Origin of the sequence: Nocardia asteroides (genome assembly GCF_021183625.1) — a bacterium.
Taxonomy (GTDB): Bacteria; Actinomycetota; Actinomycetes; order Mycobacteriales; family Mycobacteriaceae; genus Nocardia; species Nocardia asteroides_A.
In genome coordinates this window covers 4,408,314-4,424,545 of sequence record NZ_CP089214.1, presented here as the reverse complement: position 1 = coordinate 4,424,545, position 16,232 = coordinate 4,408,314, and the positions used below count along the sequence as shown (strand labels likewise).

Sequence of the window (16,232 nt, the reverse complement as noted above, 5' to 3'; positions counted from 1 at the left end):
CGCACCCGGGGCTGTCACGAGTGCGCCCTGGCCGCGGGTGAGTGCGCCAGGTAGCGCAGCGCCTTGTCCATCGGCCCCAGCTGCGAGGGGTGGAAGCCGGGGCGCAGGTAGCGCGGCAGCTCGGAGAAGAAGACGGTCCAGCTCGGCACCACCCCGCGCAGCGTCGCGCCGACGAACTGCGACCCCCAGAACCGGCCCTTGTCCGGCGACGGATCCTTCCGGTACAGGTACGCCGTCGAGATGATGAAGAGCGGCAGCAGCGTCGCGCCGGCCAGCACCGCCGTGCGCGCCTTCCGCGCGTAGCCGCCGTCCAGGTACATGTAGGCGTCGTAGACCACGCTCCGGTGCTCGACCTCCTCGGCGCCGTGCCAGCGCACCAGGTCGAGCATGGCCGGGTGCATGTTCTTCTCGGCGAGCACGTCCGCGTTCAGCAGCCACTCCCCGATCACCGCGGTGTAGTGCTCCATCCCGGCGAAGAGCCCGAGCCGCTCCCTGAGCCACTCCTCCTTCGCCCGCCCGTCCAGCCCGTGGTCGCCGAGCAGCCGGTCGACGAGCCAGCCGATCCTGCCGACGAAGGACTCCACATCCAGCCCGAGCGACTGCAGGTGCCTGCGCGCCGCCTCGTGGGAGTTGGCGTGCGTGGTCTCCTGACCCACGAACCCCTGCACCTCCTCGCGCAGCCGCGGATCGCGGATGTACGGGAGCGCCTCGCTGAGCGCCTGCGCCATCGCCCGCTCCCCCTCCGGGAGCACCAGGTGCATGACGTTCACGATGTGGGTGGCCAGGACCTCACCCGGGATGTAGTGCAGCGGAACCGAATCGAAGTCGAACCGCACATCGCGGGCCTCGATCGCGTGCGCCTCTGTTTCAGCCATGAGCCGACCGTACAGTGCAACAAAGTACATTTCAATGTTGCGGCAACAATTCAACGCAGAATGTTGCACTACCATCCGGTTCTGCTAGCGTCGAGGGGTGTCCGCCTCCCTCGAGAACGCCGTCTCCGACACCGTCGAAACGCGGATCCTGGATGCCGCGCTCACCCGCTTCCAGGCCGTCGGCGTGAAGAAGACGACGATCGAGGACGTCGCCAGGGAAGCCGGCGTCGACCGGGTCACCGTCTACCGCCGCATCGGCTCCCGCGACGACCTCGTCCAGGCCGTCGTCAGCCGCGAGGTCGGCACGGTGCTTGCGGAGATCGCCGACATCGCCGAGCGCCACGACACGATCGACGACCTGGTCGTCGACATCTTCGTCACCGTCATCGGCCGCTGGCGCAGCAATCCGCTCGCCCAGCGCATGTTGTCGCTGGAGCCCGAGCGCGTAGTCCTGAAATTGACCACCGAGGGCGCCACCACCTTCGCCATGTCCATCGCCGCCACCGCCGCCGCCCTCCAGCGCGCCACCGACCGCGGCCTGCTCGCCTCCCCCGACGACCCCGTCACCCGCGCCGAAATCGTCTGCCGCATCGTGCATTCGCTGATCCTCGCCCCGCACGGAAGTCGCGATCTGTCGACGGAAGCGGAACTCGACGAGTTCGCCCGCCGCTATCTGGTCCCGATCATCACCGGCTGAGATTTCTCTGCCAGACTCACTCCGGTGATGGGTGCCAAACAGCTGAAGATCGGCCTCCGAGTCCACGACCTCCACCGCTCCGCAGCCCTCTACCTGCGCCTCGGCTTCCGCGAAATCTCGATCCCGACGGTTACGAGGTGACGTTCGAGCAGTTCGACGCCTGATGGTTTCGGCACTGCTCGTCCGTTCCTGCGGCGGCGAAGCTGTGATCCGTCCTCGCGGATCGAGCTGAAGAGCCTCCTGTCAGGATTGAACTGACGACCTTTCGCTTACAAGGCGAGTGCTCTACCACTGAGCTAAGGAGGCGGAAGGCGGTGCCAGCATATACGGCACCGCACCGGGTGGCACGAGGGTTTCGTGTCACCCGGTGGGGGGTCGATCGTCCCGGCGCAGTATCGGAACGAGGGTCAGGACTGGGCGCCCTGGCGGGCCGCGTCGTCGGCGGCCATCGCGTCACGCAGGCTCTTGGGCCGCATGTCGGTCCAGTTCTTCTCCACGTACTCGACGCACGCGGTGCGGCTGTCCTCGCCGAAAACCACTCGCCATCCGGCCGGGACCTCCGCGAAGGCCGGCCACAGGGAGTGCTGTTCCTCGTCGTTGACCAGAACGAAGAAGCGGCCGTCTTCGTCATCGAAGGGGTTGGTGCTCATTTCACCTCACTGAGATACTGGCGCGTTGGTCGGGGATCGGGCTCGGGCACGACCACGATGAGCCCGAGCGTTGTTTCGACCCTAGCAAGCCGGGTGTTACGGCTGGGCCGTTACCTCAGGCGGCGAAGAAATCCAGCAGGATCTTGTTCACCGCTTCGGGCCGCTCCAGGTAGCCGTAGTGCCCGGCGTCCGGAACCTCCTGGTAGCGCGCGTTCGGGATGACGTCGGCGACCTCGCGGGACAGGTAGGGCGGGATCATCCGATCGTCGGCGAAACCGACCGAGAGGCACGGCACGGTGATGCCCCGGTATGCCTGCACCCGATCGAAATCGTGGTCCATCTTGCGCTGTGCCCGGATGCCGGGCGTGACCGGGCCTCCGGTGAACTCGAAGAGGTCGAGCCAGTCGCGGGCGGCGTTGCGATCGGCCATGGTGGCGGGCGAGAGGTTCATGACGGCGGTGAGCGCGGCCTCGTATTTGGCAGGTAGCCGGACGCCGCTCGCGTCGAGCTCGTGCTCACCGGCCGAGAGCGTCTTCTGGAACTGGTCGAGGCGGCCGTGCCCGGCCATGAACACGGCCTTGCGCACCAGCTCGGGGCGGGCCAGCGCCAGCTCCTGGGCCACCCGCGCGCCCATGGAGGTGCCCACGACGAGGGCCGGGCCCTCGTCGAGCAGCTCGATCAGCCCGGCGGTGTCGGCGACCAGCTGCTCGATGGCGATGCCGGTGGCGGACTCGGAGGACGGGGCGATGCCGCGGTTGTCGAAGGTGCAGACGCGGTAGCCGGCGGCGACGAGGGCGGGCACCTGGTGCAGCTCCCAGACCCGGCCGGGGCTGCCGGTGCCCATGATCAGCACGACCAGCGGGCCCGCGCCCTTGACATCGGTGCCCCTGGTGCGGTCGCCCTTGACCTGGTAGTTGAGCGAGATTCCGTTCACCGTGGCCAGCGGCATCGTGGTCGGTCCTTTCGTGGAGGTGGTTCGTGGTCCACGGTATAGGGAGCGGGGTGGCGGTGTGCACCGCACCGGTGCGGGCTGTGCACAACTCGGGGGCTGTGCATGAATGCCGCCCCACGTGGCATTCGGAGCGCGGGCGCGGGGCACCCGCTCCCCGGCGCCGGATATCATTGACTATTCGCAGTGACCAGCGTATTAGCCGGGAGGACTGACAGATGGCCGCGAAGAGCAGCGCGAACGACATCGCGGACGACGATCTCGAGCCGTTGGCCGACGAGACCGCACGTCAGGCACAGCGGGTGGTCGCGGCGTACGCCACGGACGCCGACGAGTGCCGGATGCTGCTGGCGATGCTCGGCATCGGCACGGGCACCCGCGCCGAGTAGGCAGACCGGGGCAGTCGACGCCGAGGGCGCCGTCGACCGGCCGGACCGACACACACAACAGCACACTGCGGCAGACGCTCGTCAGCGGCCTCGAAGCGCAAAGGATGCGTGAGTGGATCACATGAACGACCACCAGTCCGACGACTCCGACACCGTCTCGCCCGACGCAGGGCCCGAACCGATCGGCCGCGGCGGCACCGCCGCCGACTACGCACCCGTCGCGGGCAGCGGCTCCGGCTTCGTCGTCGTCGCCAACCGGCTGCCGGTCGACCTGGAGAAGCTGCCGGACGGCACCCGCCGCTGGAAGCGCAGCCCGGGTGGCCTGGTCACCGCGTTGGAGCCGGTGCTGCGCAGCAACAGGGGGGCGTGGGTCGGCTGGGCGGGCATCCCGGACGTCGACCTCGACCCGATCATCGAGGACGGTCTCGAGCTGCACCCGGTGCCGCTCACCGCGGACGAGGTCGCCGATTACTACGAGGGCTTCTCCAACGCCACGCTGTGGCCGCTCTACCACGACGTCATCGTGCGCCCGGTCTACGACCGGGCCTGGTGGGCCGCGTACGTCGAGGTCAACCGGCGCTTCGCCGAGGCGACGGCCAAGGTGGCGGCGGAGAACGCGACCGTCTGGGTGCAGGACTACCAGCTCCAGCTGGTGCCGAAGATGTTGCGGATGCTGCGGCCGGACCTGACCATCGGCTTCTTCCTGCACATCCCGTTCCCGCCGGTCGAGCTGTTCATGCAGATGCCGTGGCGCACCGAGATCGTGGAGGGGCTGCTCGGCGCCGACCTGATCGGCTTCCACCTCCCCGGCGGCGCGCAGAACTTCCTCTACCTGGCCCGCAGACTGGCCGGGCAGCCTACATCGCGCGGCACCGTCGGCGTGCGCTCGAAGCTGGGCGTCGTGCAGGTCGGGTTCCGCACGGTGCGGGTCGGCGCCTTCCCGATCTCGATCAACTCCGCCGAGCTGGACGAGCTCTCCCGGCGCCGGTCGGTGCGCGAGCGGGCCGCCAAGATCCGGGCCGAACTCGGCAGCCCGAAGACCATCCTGCTCGGCGTCGACCGGCTGGATTACACCAAGGGCATCGATATCCGGCTGAACGCGCTGGAGGAGCTGCTGGTCGACGGCCGGATCGACCCGACGCACACGGTCATGGTGCAGCTCGCCACGCCGAGCCGGGAGCGGGTCGACAGCTACATCCAGATGCGCGGCGACATCGAGCGCCAGGTGGGCCGGATCAACGGCGAGTTCGCCCGGGTCGGCTACCCGGTGGTGCACTACCTGCACCGGCCCATCCCGCGCGAGGAGCTGGTCGCCTTCTTCGTCGCGGCCGACGTCATGCTGGTGACGCCGCTGCGCGACGGCATGAACCTGGTGGCCAAGGAGTACGTGGCCTGCCACAGCGGGCTGAACGGCGCGCTGGTGCTCAGCGAGTTCACCGGTGCGGCGGCCGAGCTGCGCCAGTCGTACCTGTGCAACCCGCACGACCTGGATAGCGTCAAGGACGCCATCGTCGCCGCGGTGGACGACGACCGGGATACCAGGCGCCGCCGCATGCGGGCGCTGCGCAGGCAGGTGCTCGCGCACGACGTCGACCGCTGGGCCAGGGCCTTCCTGGAGGCGCTCGCGCAGGACCAGGTGGCGGGCAGCGCGCTGATGACCGTCGGCGACGAGGACGACGACGAGGTCGATCGCGACACCGACGACTGACCGCGCACAGCGACTTCACAGGAAAGGTCCAGCGACTTCGGAGGCCGGTGACCGACGATGGGCTCCATGACAGCTGTACCGCCCGAGGCCAGGGTGCTCGTCGTCGACGACGAGCCCATGATCGTGGAGTTGCTGGCGGTGAGCCTGCGGTTCCAGGGCTTCGAGGTGGCCACGGCGGCGGACGGCGCGCAGGCGCTGGATCGCGCGCGCGGCTTCCGTCCGCAGGCGCTGATCGTCGACGTCATGATGCCGGGCATGGACGGTTTCGGACTGCTCCGCAGGCTCCGCGCCGACGGCATCGACGCGCCGGTGCTCTTCCTGACCGCGCGCGACGAGGTGCAGGACAAGGTCGCGGGGCTCACGCTCGGCGCCGACGACTACATCACCAAACCGTTCTCGCTGGAGGAGGTGGTGGCCCGGCTGCGCGTCGTGCTGCGCCGGGCCGGCCACGGCGAGCCGCCGAAGGAGAGGTCGCGGCTGCGCTTCGCCGATATCGAGCTGGACGACGACACGCACGAGGTGTGGAAGGCAGGGGAACCGGTGGCGCTCTCGCCCACCGAGTTCACGCTGCTGCGCTACTTCATGGTCAACGCGGGCACGGTGCTCTCCAAGCCGCGGATCCTGGATCACGTGTGGCGCTACGACTTCGGCGGTGAGGTGGGGGTGGTCGAGACCTATGTGTCGTACCTGCGCAAGAAGGTCGACACCGGCGGTCAGCGGCTGATCCACACGCTGCGCGGGGTCGGGTACGTGATGCGCGAGCCGCAGCGCGCGCGGTCGGGGCGGTGAGCCGGGTCGGGGTAGCGAGGGCAAGGGGCGCGCTCGGCGCCCGGCTGTCGGCGATTCCGCTGCGCGTGGGGCTGGTGCTGGCGCTGGTGCTGCTCTGCGCCGCCGGGCTGGTCGCCTCCGGCATGCTGGTCACCTCCGCGCTGGAGCGTTCGCTGCTGAACCGCACCGACCAGCAGCTGCGCGAGGCCGCGCTCTCCTGGGCCAGGCCGGACCGGCTGGTCGGGCCGCTGCCCGCCGACGGCAGGCAGCCGCCGAGCCCGTTCTTCGTCGAGGTGGAGCGGCCGGACGACCCCGCCCGGCTGGTGCTGCGGCCGTTCAACATCGACGCCACCCCCGCGCTGCCGGAGCCGCCGATCGGGCGGCCGGTGACCGTCGGCTCCACCGACAACGCCGACGTGCGGTGGCGGGTGCTCAGCCTGCGCACCAGGGACGGCACCACCACGGTGGCGGCGCCGCTCACCCAGAACCGGGACACCGTCGACCAGCTGGTCATGCTGCTGGTCGTGGTCGGGGTGCTGGTGCTGGTCGCGCTCGCCGTCGCGGCGTACTTCGTGATCAACCGGAGCCTGCGGCCGCTGCTCGACGTCGAACGCACGGCCGCCGCCATCGCCGCGGGCGATCTGCACCGGCGGGTCCCGCAGCAGAACACCAAGACGGAGGTCGGCAGGCTCTCCCGCTCGCTGAACGGCATGCTGGCGCAGATCCAGCGCGCCTTCGAGGCGCGCACGGCGTCCGAGGAGGCCGCGCGGCACTCCGAGGAGCGGATGCGCCGCTTCGTCGCGGACGCCAGCCACGAGCTGCGCACCCCGCTCACCACCATCCGCGGCTTCGCCGAGCTGTTCCGGCAGGGCGCGACCAGCGACCCCGCGCTCTTCATGGACCGGATCGAGCGCGAAGCGCAGCGGATGGGGCTGCTGGTCGAGGACCTGCTCATGCTGGCGAGGATGGACGCCGACCGGCCGCTGGACCGGGCGCCGGTCGACCTGCTCACGCTGGCCAGCGATGCCGTGCACAGTGCGCGGATGCTCGGAGCCAAGGACGCCGAGCCGCACACCGTCGAGCTGGAGGTGCGGCCGGGCACCGGCACGCTCGAGGTGCTCGGCGACGACACCCGGCTACGGCAGGTGCTGAGCAATCTGCTGAGCAACGCCGTCGTGCACACCCCGCCGGGCACGGCCGTCACCGTGCGGCTCACGCCCGCGGCGGACGAGGTGCTGCTGGAGGTGGCCGATACCGGGCCCGGGTTGCCACAGGACGAGGCGGAGCGGATCTTCGAGCGCTTCTACCGCACCGACACCTCGCGGACCAGGGCCAGCGGCGGGACCGGGCTCGGGCTGTCGATCGTGCGCGCGCTGGTGACCGCGCACGGCGGTACGGTGCGGGCGGTGAGCGCGCCGGGGCAGGGCACCACCTTCACGGTGCGGCTGCCCCGCGACCTCACACCGGGGTGACGGCGGCGACCAGCCAGCGGTCGCCGTCGCGGTCCAGCTCGACCTTGACCCGGCTGCCGCTGGTGGTGCCCTCGGGGCTGTCCCTGCTGGTGGTGATCTGGTTCAGGAAGAGCATGACCACTGCGTGGCTCGCGTCCGCGGAGACGATGCCCGCGGCCTGGGCGTCGGCCTGCACGCTGAGCTGCTTCTCCTTGGCGCCGGGGGCGATGGCGTCCTGGATCAGGGTCAGGTAGTCGGCGCGGAAGTCGGGGGCCAGGTTGTCGGCGGCCTTGGGGAGTTCGGTGTCGACGGAGTTGAAGTCGTAGCTGAACATGGCGGAGACGGTGCGGCTCGCGGTTGTCGCGGCGTCGGCGCGGGCCTGCTCGGTGCGGTTGTCGTCCCAGAGGCGGTAGCCGTTGACGCCGGCCAGGACGGCGGCGGCGAGGAGGAGAACGGCGGCCGCACCGGCGAGAATTTTGGTTCGGCTCATGCTGTATCCCTTCGGCCCGAGCGAGGCCCCCACGCGGCCACGCTCCGCTTCCGTCTCCGGGCCTGACTCGCTCATGCCACGAACTCCACTTTCGACGCGGTGAGGCCCTCGTCGCCGCGGGCGATGGTGACGCGGAAGCGGTAGTAGCGGGTCTGGGGCTCGGCCTGGCCCGCGTTGGTCAGGGTCTGCTTGGCGGCGACGAGGACCTGGGCGGAGTTCTCGTCGTCGCGCTCGAGGGCGGCTTCGACGATCTCACCGGTGGAGACGACCTTGGCCTGCTGCACGATGTCGGTGAAGGGGTCGACGCGGCCGTCGAACTCGGTCTTGAAGTCGCCGGAGGCGACCGAGAGGATCCGGTCGATGTCCTCCCTGGCGGAGTCGGCGCGGATTGTGGTCAGGTTCAGCACGGTCTGGCGGGCGGTCTGCAGGTACTCGTTGCGGCGCTCGTCCCTGGCGTCGTTATCGCGGACCGCGAGGGTCGAGAGGACCGCGCTCACCACGATCGCGATGGCGGCGATCGCCGCGGCGGCGGTCAGCGCGAGGCGCTTCCAGGAGCGGGCCGGAGTGGCCGTCTCCGGCGCGGGGGTCTCGTCGGTGTCCTTGTCGAGCGCGACCTTCGCCGCTGCGGGCTCCGCCTCCGAGAGCGCGGGATCCGAAGCCGGCTCCGCCTTCGCGGCCACGGTGTCGGCCTTCGTCGGCGCGGTATCGTCCGCAGCGGAAGGCGCGGTCTCAGCCCCAGCCACGGGCACGCTTTCGGCAGCCGAGGGCTCTGCCTTCGGAGCCGCGGCCTCGGATGTCGCAGGCTCGGCCTTCGTCGACGCCACGTCGGAGCCGGAGGTGGGCACCGAGGCAGTGGACGCGCTCCGCCCGGCGGTCACCGCCGGGGAGGAGCCGCCGTCACCGACGCCGGAGACCGTCCCCTCGGGTGTGGCACCGCCCTCGGCGGGCGGCGGCCCGGCCGAGCGCAGCGCCCGGCGGCGCGCACGCGGCTTGTCGTCGTTGATCTCGCTCATCGTTGCTGCTCCTCGAGCATCGCCTGCCAGCTCGACGGTACCGTGCCCGATCCGTCGGCCACGTCGCCTTGCCGATACGAGCGGCCGTCGGGGCCCATGTACACCCCGGAGCCGGGGTCGTAGGCGCGGGCCGAGGCGGGGGTGACGGCGGTGCCGTCAGAGCCGCCGGTGCCGTCGGAGCCGCCGGTGTAGGCGGCGGGCTCGACCGGCTGCGGCGGCCCGAAGGGCGGGTTGTTGCCGAGCGGGGTGTAGGCGCCGGTGCGGCAGAGCTCGGGGGTGGGGGCGCGCCTGCCCGGGTACTCCTGGCAGGGCGTGTTGCGGATGCCGCGCACCGCCTCGGCCGCGTCCTGCGGCACCTTGCAGTAGAGCCCGGGCGGGGTGTCCGGGATGTCGAGCAGGGTGGGGTCGCGGCGCTCTTCGGGCGGGAGGAAGCCGGTGGTGCAGGGCGGCGGGTCGTTGACGGTCAGCATGAAGTCGACCATCGCGCCGTACTCCAGCGGCCCGCGCACCGCGGTGAGCAGCGCGGCCACCAGCGGCGGGTAGACAACCAGGATCTGCTCCAGCCCGGCGTGGTAGATGGTGCCGACCTGCCCGACGCTCACCAGGTTGGCGAGCAGCAGCGGCAGCGTCGGTCGCAGCGTCTGGAACAGCTCGGTGACCTGCTGCATCGCGCCGGGACCCTCGGTGAGGATATTGCGCAGCGCGGGGTCGTGCGCGCGCAGCTGGTCGGTGACGGTGGCGAGGTCGGCGGTCCAGCTCCGGATGTTCGCGTCCGACTGCACCTGGGTGTCGAGCAGCGGCCCGATCTGGTCGAGCAGCTGCTTGGTCGGCTCGACGCTGCTCTGCGCCTCCTGCACCAGCAGCGCGGCCGAGTCGATGAAGCGCTGCAGGTCGGGGCCGGCGCCGTTGAAGGCGCGGAACGACTCGTCGATCACCTGGCGCAGCCTGGTGTCGGCGACGCTGGAGAGCAGCCGGTCGGTCTGGTCGAGCAGCGACCCGACGTCCTGCGGCAGCTTGGTGCGGTTCACCGGGATGACGTCGCCGTCGCGCAGATCGCCGTCGTCGCCGCGGTTCTCGGCCGGGATCAGGTCGACGTACTGCTCGCCGATGGCCGAGACGCTGCGCACCCAGGCGTCGACGTCGGAGGGCACCTTGTGGTCGCTGTCGATGGAGATGATCGCGTCCACCCCGCCGGGCGTCAGCTTCACCTCCTCGACCTTGCCGACATTGGTGCCGCGGTAGGCGACGTTGGCGTTCGGGTAGAGCCCGCCGGTGGCGGCGAGCTGCACCGTGACCTGGTAGCGGCCGATGCCGAGCATGGCGGGCACGCCGACGTAGGTGCCGCCCATGATGATCAGCCCGACCGCGGTCAGGATCGCGAAGATGACCAGCTGGATGCGGACGAAGCGGGTGAGCGTCATTGCCCGGCACCTCCGGGTGCGGCCGGTGCTCCGGGCAGCGGCACGGTCAGGCCGGGAATGGCGGGCAGCCCCGGGATCGGCGGCAGCCCGGGAATGGTCGGGGCCGGGCCGGGCGCCTGGTCGGGCGTGGCGAGCGGGCCGAGCGCGGGGTTGCCGGGCTGGCTGGCGGTCTCCGGCGCGATGGTGCCGAGCACGCCCTCGATCCCGCCGAAGCGGCCACCGAGCGGGGTTCCGGTGAGCCAGTTGGAGTCCAGCCTGGCCGCGGTCAGGTCGAGGGTCATGAAGAGGTTCAGGTAGTCGCCCTTGATCGCCCGGTCCAGGTTCTTCATCGGGAACGGGAAGGTCGCGATGATCTTCAGCGACTCGGTGAGGTTGTGCCCGGTGTCGGCCAGCGTCTGCAGCACCGGGTGCAGCGCGGCGAGGTTGGCCTTCAGGTCGTCGCCGCTGGCGTCGATGATCCGCTCGGTGACGTCGCTGAGCTCGCCGAGCGCGGTGAGCGCCCTGGTGATCTCGGCCCGCCGGTCGGCCAGCACGGTGAGCGCCGGGTGGATGTCGGTGATGGCGGCGGCGAGCACGTCGCGCTGCGCCACCAGCTCTCCGCCGAGCCGGTCCAGCCCGCCCATCGCGTCGATGATGCTCCGAGTCTGCCCGTTCAAGCCGATGGTGAGGTCGTTGAGCTGCACGATCAGGTCGCGGACATCGCTCTCGCGGCCGGTCAGCGCGGTGTTCAGCTCGCGGGTGATGTTCTCCAGCTGGGAGATGCCGCCGCCGTTCAGCACCACCGAGAGCGAGGAGAGCACCTGCTCGGTGGTCGGGTACACCGAGGCCCGCGCCAGCGGGATGGTGTCGCCGTCGCGCAGCTCGCCCTCGGGCGCGACGTCCTTCGGCGACGCCAGCTCGACGTGGTTGCTGCCGAGCAGGCTGGTCTGGCCGATCGCGGCGGTGGCGTTGGCGGGCAACCGCACGTCCTGCTCCAGCGAGACGGTGACCAGCGCGTGCCAGCCCTCGACCGTGATGTCGGCGACCGTCCCGACCGCGACGTCGTTCACCCGGACCGGCGAATTACGGGTCAGCGTGGTGACGTTCGGCATCTGGATGCGCACCTGGTAGGCCCCGGCGTCGGTGCCCTTGGCGCCGGGCATGGGGATCGAGTTCAGCCCGTCCCACTCGCAGCCGGTGGTGCCGAGCACGATCGCGGCGGCCGTGGCGAGCACGGTCAGACCTCGGCGGTTCATCGCCCACCTCCCGGAATGGCGAGCCCGGCCAGCCCCTGCGGCACCGAGATCGGCGCCTGCGCGGGGGCGGGACCCTGATCCCGCGGGCCCGCGGCGGCCAGGCTCGGCGGGCTGTAGACGAGCTGGTCGGGGAAGGCGGTGACGCCGGTCGCCGGGTTGGTCATGATCGGCAGGTAGTTCATGCCGAGCGACTGGATCACCGGGGCGAGGAACTCGTTGCAGAGGTCCGCGCTGCGGTCGGACTGATTCTTCTCCAGGGCGCGCACCGAGCCGCAGAGGAAGCTCATCGGGTTGCCCGGGTTGGCCAGCGCGATGGCCCCGGTCAGCGTGCCCTGGGCCGGCTTGTAGAGCTGGTAGAAGTTCACCAGCGCGGTCGGGCCCGAGTGCAGCGCCTGCTCCAGCTCCGGCCGCTTGTCGGCGAGGATCTGGGTGGCCTGGGCCAGCTTCTGCACGCTGTCGGTGAGCTGGGTGCCGCTGTCGTCCAGGAAGCGCCTGACGTCCACGATGGCCAGATCCAGGTTGTCCAGCCCGGCGCCGAGCTCGGCCGAGACCCCGGCCAGCACCGAGGAGACCGAGGCCAGCCTGCCGCCGAACTGCACGATCTGCTCGTTGCTCGCGCTCAGCACCTCGACGAACTTCTGCAGGTTGCGAATGGTGCCGAAGAGGTCGGTGCGGCCGTCGGAGAGCGTGCTCAGGGTGGCCGAGAGCTCGCGCAGCGTGTCCCGGAAGCGGTCGCCGTTGCCGTCCAGGTTGTCCGCGGCGACGTTCACGAAGCGGCCGAAGGAGCCCTGCTCGTCGTCGCCGACCGGGCCGAGCGTCGTGGCCAGCTTGGAGAGCTCGGTCTTGATGTCGTCCCACTCGACCGGGACCGCGGTGCGCTCCAGCCCGATGGTGGCGCCGTCGGCCAGCTTCGCGCCGCCGGTGTAGGCCGGGGCGAGCTGGATGAAGCGCGCCGAGACCAGCGAGGGGGCGATCAGGACGGCGCGGGCCTCGGCGGGGACGTCGACGCCGCGGTTCAGCGTCATCGTCACCGCGACCTTGTCGTCGCCGGGCTCGATCTCGTCGATCCGCCCCACCTTGACCCCGAGGATCCGGATGTCGTCGCCCTCGTACAGCCCCGCGGTGGATTGGAACTCGGCGGTCACGGTCGTGGTGCCGATATTGCGCAGGCCGAAGTACCCGGCCACCGCGATCAGCGCGACGACCAGCACCGCGGCCCCGATGGCGAGCGTCCGGCGCGGGATGTTGCTGACGGTGTTCCGCACGGTCATCGCGGCGGCTCCTGAGCGGCTGGCCCGATCGAGGGCGGTGGATCGGCGAGGTACTGGCGCAGCGAGTCGGGCAGGTGCTGCGGCCAGACCAGCGAGTCGACCAGGATCTGCAGCCCGGTGCTGGTCGCGTTCACCACGTACGCCTGGAAGTAGGGGCCGCTGCCGACCTGCTCGCCGAGCGCCGCGGAGAACGGGCCGAGCCGGTCCAGCGCCAGCGAGATGTTCTCCCGGTTCCTGGTCAGCAGGTCGAGCACCTGGTCCAGCTTCTGCAGCGCCGGGTTCAGCTGGGCCTCGTTGTCCGCGATCACGCCGCGCAGCTGCTGCGCCAGGCCGTTCACGTAGACGATGAGCTGGCTGATCGCGGTGCGCCTGCGGTCCAGCTCGCCGAGCAGCTCGTTGCCGTCGAGCAGCAGCGCGTTGATCTGGGTGCCGCGCTCGGCCAGGATCTCGGTGACCCGCTGCGCCCTGCCGAGCAGGTCGGTGAGCGCCTGGTCGCGGGTGTTGATGCTGCGGGAGAGCGCGGTCACGCCGTCCAGCGCGGAGCGCAGCGGGGCCGGGGTGTCGGCGAAGCTCACCGAGAGCGCGTCCAGCGTCTCGTCCACCCGCTGCATGTCGAGCCCCTGCACGGTGCCCGCCAGGTCGCCGAGCGCCTCGTTCAGCGAGTACGGCGAGTTGGTGCGCTCCAGCGGGATGGTGTCGGTGCTGCGCAGCGCGCCCGGCCCGTCCGGCGAGACCTCGAGCGATTTGCGGCCGAGCACGGTGTTGGTCTTGATCGCCGCGCCGGTCTTCTCGCCGAGCACGATCGACTCGTTCAGGCTGAAGGTGACGAGCACCTTGGCTCCGTCCAGCCGGACGTCCTCGACCCGGCCCGAGCGCACCCCGGCCACCTGCACCGCGTCGCCGGGGACCAGCCCGCCCGCGTCACCGAAGAAGGCGGTGTAGGTGGCGCCGGAGCGGATGAAGGGCAGCCGGTCGAACTGCAGCGCCGAGAGGGCGATCGCGACCGCGAGCACAAGGCCGACGATGCCGATCGTCATCGTCGTGGAACGACCGTTTGTCACTGTGGGGGAACGCTGTTCGCTCATTCTGTGTCAGCGCACCTTCCAGTCGTTTGCGGACCGGGCAGGTTGATCTGGATCGGCTGCCCGTTCGGGCCGTCCATGACGATGTTCGTCTCGCAGACGTAGAGCTGCAGGAACGAGCCGTAGGAGCCGATCCGGATGAGCTTGCGGTAGGTCTCCGGGAGCTTGTCGAGCACCCACTGCACGTCGGCCTCGCCCGCGTTCAGGTTGGTGGCGAGCCGGTCGGTCTGCGCGATGGTGGCGCGCAGGTCGGGGCGGGCCTGGGCGAGCAGGTCGGTGAGGTCGCCGGTGGCGCCCGCGATCCGGGGCAGCGCGGCCCCGATCGGATCGCGGTCCTCGGCCAGCCCGCTGACCAGGCGCTGCAACTCGGCGATGGTGGTCTCGAACTGGTCGCCGCGCTCGTCGATGGTGGCGAGCACGGTGTTCAGGTTGGTGATCACGCTGCCGATCAGGGCGTCCCGGTCGGCCAGCGTGCGGGAGAAGGAGCCGCCGCTGTTCAGCAGCGAGACCAGGGTGCCGCCCTGGCCCTGGAAGATCTGCAGCAGCGCGTTGGTCAGGTCGTTCACCTGGCCCGGGTCCAGCCCGCGGAGCAGCGGCTTGAAGCCGCCGAGCAGCATGTCCAGGTCGAGCGCGGGCGCGGTGCGCTCCAGCGGGATGCTGCCGCCGGAGCGCAGCTGCTCGGCCGAGCCCGGCCCCTCCAGCAGCTCCAGGTAGCGGTCGCCGACCAGGTTCTCGTACCGGATCGCCGCCCTGGTGCTGGTGAAGAGCGGGAACCGGCGGTCGACGTCGAACTCGACGTGCGCGCGGTGATCGTCGCCGACCTCCACCGCGGTCACCGAGCCGACCGGGACGCCCGCGATCCGCACCTTCGCCCCCGGCAGCATGCCCGACGAGCTGGTGAAGACGGCGTGGTAGCCCTCCTCGCGGGAGAACCGCATCTGGCTGAAGACCACGACCAGCCCGGCGAAGATCAGCGTCATCACCACGGTGAAGATCGCCAGTTTGATGCCGGTGGCGTTGCTGCGTTTCACGGCTGCCCCACCCCCGGCATGCCGGCGAAGAGGATCTCGAACACCTTGGGGCCGAGGGTGATCTTGGTGTTCGGGGTGTAGGGCGCGCCCTCGCTGGTGTCGGTGACGGTGTAGTCCGAGTGCATGCCCGGGTAGCGGTCGGAGATGCCCCGGCAGCTCGGGCCGCCGGTGGCGTTCACCTTCGGCAGGTCCCTCGGGTAGGTGTACGGCTCGGCGCCGTACATGAAGTTGGTGTTCAGCGCGACTCCCTCCTGGCCGCCGCCGAAGACCGCCTCGCCCAGCGGCAGCGCGGTGGCCAAGCCGTTGACCAGGCAGTACAGCGCGGGTGAGTACTGGTTCAGCAGCGCGGTGGTCGGGGTGAGCAGCTCCAGTGCGGTGATCACCTGGGTCTCGTTCTCGCGCAGCACCGCGCCGGTGGTGTCGGCCATGCCGATCACGTTCAGCAGCAGGCCGTCGAAGTTGCGCTGCTCCTGGACGAGGGTGCCGCCGGTGACGGTCAGGTTGTCGACCGTGCGGAGCAGGTCGGGGGCGGCGTCGGCGTAGATGTTCGTGACCTGGGCGGTGGTGTCGAGGTCGCGCTGCAGCGCCGGCAGGTACGGGTTCAGCTCGCGCAGGTAGGCGTCGCTGGTGCTCAGCAGCTCGCCGAGCTTCTGGCCGCGGCCGTCGAGCGCCGAGCCGAGCGCGGCCAGCGTGGCGTTCAGCTTCTCCGGCTCCAGCTCGTTCAGCACCTGGGAGAGGTGCTGGAAGATGGTGTCGAACTCGACCGTCACCGACTCCGCGGCGACCGTCGCGCCCGACTTCAGCGGGGTGCTCGACGGGTCGTCCGGGATCACGAAGTTGATGTACTTGGCGCCGAAGACAGTGGTCGAGCGGATGTCGACGCGGGCGTTCGACGGCACCAGGTGCAGCTGGTCCGGGTCGAGCGCCAGTGAGATCCTGGCATCGTCCCCGGTGGTGTCCACCCCGGTGACCCGGCCGATCTCCACCCCGCGCACCCGCACCTTGGCGTCCGGGTCGAGCACGAGGCCGCTGCGCGGCGCCTCCACCGTGACCGCCGCGACCGGCGTGAACCCGCCGACGAACATGGTCAGCGCCACCGCGGCGACCGCCACCAGCAGGAGCACCATCGCCAGCCCGGCGAGCTTGAGCCCGAACCGGTCCAGGAACCGGGTGCCCCGGCCCGGCTCGGCCGCGCGTTGCTG

16 protein-coding genes and 1 tRNA gene are annotated in these 16,232 nt (G+C 70.7%); 5 read left to right on the top strand and 12 right to left on the bottom strand.

Features of this window, described 5'->3' with window-relative positions:
• Positions 1 to 14: 14 nt before the first annotated feature.
• Positions 15 to 875, bottom strand: a complete 861-nt coding sequence (locus tag LTT61_RS21065) for a metal-dependent hydrolase (protein ID WP_233015789.1) — start codon at positions 873 to 875, stop codon at positions 15 to 17.
• Positions 876 to 972: 97 nt separating this feature from the next.
• Between LTT61_RS21065 and LTT61_RS21060 the strand changes: the two genes are divergently transcribed.
• Positions 973 to 1,572, top strand: coding sequence for a TetR/AcrR family transcriptional regulator (locus LTT61_RS21060; protein ID WP_233015788.1), 600 nt, complete (start codon positions 973 to 975; stop codon positions 1,570 to 1,572).
• A 234-nt stretch (positions 1,573 to 1,806) separates the two neighbouring features.
• Here the strand turns inward: LTT61_RS21060 and LTT61_RS21055 are convergent.
• From LTT61_RS21055 to LTT61_RS21045, 3 genes are all read right to left on the bottom strand, one after another.
• Positions 1,807 to 1,878, bottom strand: a tRNA-Thr gene (locus LTT61_RS21055).
• 101 nt (positions 1,879 to 1,979) lie between these two features.
• Entirely contained in the window at positions 1,980 to 2,222 is a 243-nt protein-coding gene (locus LTT61_RS21050; RefSeq protein WP_233015787.1) for an MbtH family protein, read from the bottom strand.
• Between the two features lie 115 nt (positions 2,223 to 2,337).
• Positions 2,338 to 3,171, bottom strand: a complete 834-nt coding sequence (locus tag LTT61_RS21045) for an alpha/beta fold hydrolase (RefSeq protein WP_233015786.1) — start codon at positions 3,169 to 3,171, stop codon at positions 2,338 to 2,340.
• Between the two features lie 218 nt (positions 3,172 to 3,389).
• On the opposite strand from LTT61_RS21045, the gene LTT61_RS21040 reads away from it, so the two are divergent.
• From LTT61_RS21040 to LTT61_RS21025, 4 genes are all read left to right on the top strand, one after another.
• Entirely contained in the window at positions 3,390 to 3,560 is a 171-nt protein-coding gene (locus LTT61_RS21040) for a hypothetical protein (protein ID WP_233015785.1), read from the top strand.
• 121 nt (positions 3,561 to 3,681) lie between these two features.
• On the top strand, positions 3,682 to 5,268 hold the full coding sequence (locus LTT61_RS21035) for an alpha,alpha-trehalose-phosphate synthase (UDP-forming) (RefSeq protein WP_233021124.1): 1,587 nt from the start codon (positions 3,682 to 3,684) through the stop codon (positions 5,266 to 5,268).
• Between the two features lie 66 nt (positions 5,269 to 5,334).
• The gene (locus LTT61_RS21030; protein ID WP_233015784.1) at positions 5,335 to 6,057 is read left to right on the top strand and encodes a response regulator transcription factor; all 723 of its coding nucleotides are present in this window, start codon (positions 5,335 to 5,337) and stop codon (positions 6,055 to 6,057) included.
• Positions 6,054 to 7,508 (top strand): sensor histidine kinase, encoded by a 1,455-nt coding sequence (locus LTT61_RS21025; RefSeq protein ID WP_233015783.1) that lies wholly within the window; start codon positions 6,054 to 6,056, stop codon positions 7,506 to 7,508. The genes LTT61_RS21030 and LTT61_RS21025 overlap by 4 nt, the downstream gene beginning before the upstream one ends.
• On the opposite strand, the gene LTT61_RS21020 is transcribed toward LTT61_RS21025, so the two are convergent.
• The 8 genes from LTT61_RS21020 to LTT61_RS20985 form a co-directional block, all read right to left on the bottom strand.
• The gene (locus LTT61_RS21020; RefSeq protein WP_233015782.1) at positions 7,495 to 7,977 is read right to left on the bottom strand and encodes a h domain protein; all 483 of its coding nucleotides are present in this window, start codon (positions 7,975 to 7,977) and stop codon (positions 7,495 to 7,497) included. The two genes, LTT61_RS21025 and LTT61_RS21020, sit on opposite strands and share 14 nt — an antisense overlap.
• Before the next feature lie 71 nt (positions 7,978 to 8,048).
• The gene (locus LTT61_RS21015) at positions 8,049 to 8,990 is read right to left on the bottom strand and encodes a hypothetical protein (protein ID WP_233015781.1); all 942 of its coding nucleotides are present in this window, start codon (positions 8,988 to 8,990) and stop codon (positions 8,049 to 8,051) included.
• Positions 8,987 to 10,411 (bottom strand): MCE family protein, encoded by a 1,425-nt coding sequence (locus tag LTT61_RS21010; protein ID WP_233015780.1) that lies wholly within the window; start codon positions 10,409 to 10,411, stop codon positions 8,987 to 8,989. The genes LTT61_RS21015 and LTT61_RS21010 overlap by 4 nt, the downstream gene beginning before the upstream one ends.
• Positions 10,408 to 11,646 (bottom strand): MCE family protein, encoded by a 1,239-nt coding sequence (locus tag LTT61_RS21005; RefSeq protein WP_233015779.1) that lies wholly within the window; start codon positions 11,644 to 11,646, stop codon positions 10,408 to 10,410. Before LTT61_RS21005 ends, LTT61_RS21010 begins: the two co-directional genes overlap by 4 nt.
• Positions 11,643 to 12,917, bottom strand: coding sequence for an MCE family protein (locus tag LTT61_RS21000; protein ID WP_233015778.1), 1,275 nt, complete (start codon positions 12,915 to 12,917; stop codon positions 11,643 to 11,645). Before LTT61_RS21000 ends, LTT61_RS21005 begins: the two co-directional genes overlap by 4 nt.
• Positions 12,914 to 14,002, bottom strand: coding sequence for an MCE family protein (locus LTT61_RS20995; RefSeq protein WP_233015777.1), 1,089 nt, complete (start codon positions 14,000 to 14,002; stop codon positions 12,914 to 12,916). Before LTT61_RS20995 ends, LTT61_RS21000 begins: the two co-directional genes overlap by 4 nt.
• Positions 13,999 to 15,030 (bottom strand): MCE family protein, encoded by a 1,032-nt coding sequence (locus LTT61_RS20990; protein WP_269821774.1) that lies wholly within the window; start codon positions 15,028 to 15,030, stop codon positions 13,999 to 14,001. The genes LTT61_RS20995 and LTT61_RS20990 overlap by 4 nt, the downstream gene beginning before the upstream one ends.
• Positions 15,027 to 16,157 carry an MCE family protein gene (locus LTT61_RS20985; RefSeq protein ID WP_233021122.1) on the bottom strand — a complete coding sequence of 377 codons (1,131 nt, stop codon included), beginning with the start codon at positions 16,155 to 16,157 and terminating at the stop codon, positions 15,027 to 15,029. The genes LTT61_RS20990 and LTT61_RS20985 overlap by 4 nt, the downstream gene beginning before the upstream one ends.
• Between the last annotated feature and the right edge of the window lie 75 nt (positions 16,158 to 16,232).

Bases quoted from the DNA above. Each gene is read 5' to 3' on its own strand.
- LTT61_RS21065 (WP_233015789.1), bottom strand. From the start codon at position 875: ATGGCTGAAACAGAGGCGCACGCGATCGAGGCCCGCGATGTGCGGTTC.
- LTT61_RS21050 (WP_233015787.1), bottom strand. From the start codon at position 2,222: ATGAGCACCAACCCCTTCGATGACGAAGACGGCCGCTTCTTCGTTCTG.
- LTT61_RS21045 (WP_233015786.1), bottom strand. From the start codon at position 3,171: ATGCCGCTGGCCACGGTGAACGGAATCTCGCTCAACTACCAGGTCAAG.
- LTT61_RS21040 (WP_233015785.1), top strand. From the start codon at position 3,390: ATGGCCGCGAAGAGCAGCGCGAACGACATCGCGGACGACGATCTCGAG.
- LTT61_RS21035 (WP_233021124.1), top strand. From the start codon at position 3,682: ATGAACGACCACCAGTCCGACGACTCCGACACCGTCTCGCCCGACGCA.
- LTT61_RS21030 (WP_233015784.1), top strand. From the start codon at position 5,335: ATGACAGCTGTACCGCCCGAGGCCAGGGTGCTCGTCGTCGACGACGAG.
- LTT61_RS21020 (WP_233015782.1), bottom strand. From the start codon at position 7,977: ATGAGCCGAACCAAAATTCTCGCCGGTGCGGCCGCCGTTCTCCTCCTC.
- LTT61_RS21015 (WP_233015781.1), bottom strand. From the start codon at position 8,990: ATGAGCGAGATCAACGACGACAAGCCGCGTGCGCGCCGCCGGGCGCTG.
- LTT61_RS21010 (WP_233015780.1), bottom strand. From the start codon at position 10,411: ATGACGCTCACCCGCTTCGTCCGCATCCAGCTGGTCATCTTCGCGATC.
- LTT61_RS21005 (WP_233015779.1), bottom strand. From the start codon at position 11,646: ATGAACCGCCGAGGTCTGACCGTGCTCGCCACGGCCGCCGCGATCGTG.
- LTT61_RS21000 (WP_233015778.1), bottom strand. From the start codon at position 12,917: ATGACCGTGCGGAACACCGTCAGCAACATCCCGCGCCGGACGCTCGCC.
- LTT61_RS20995 (WP_233015777.1), bottom strand. From the start codon at position 14,002: ATGAGCGAACAGCGTTCCCCCACAGTGACAAACGGTCGTTCCACGACG.
- LTT61_RS20985 (WP_233021122.1), bottom strand. From the start codon at position 16,157: ATGGTGCTCCTGCTGGTGGCGGTCGCCGCGGTGGCGCTGACCATGTTC.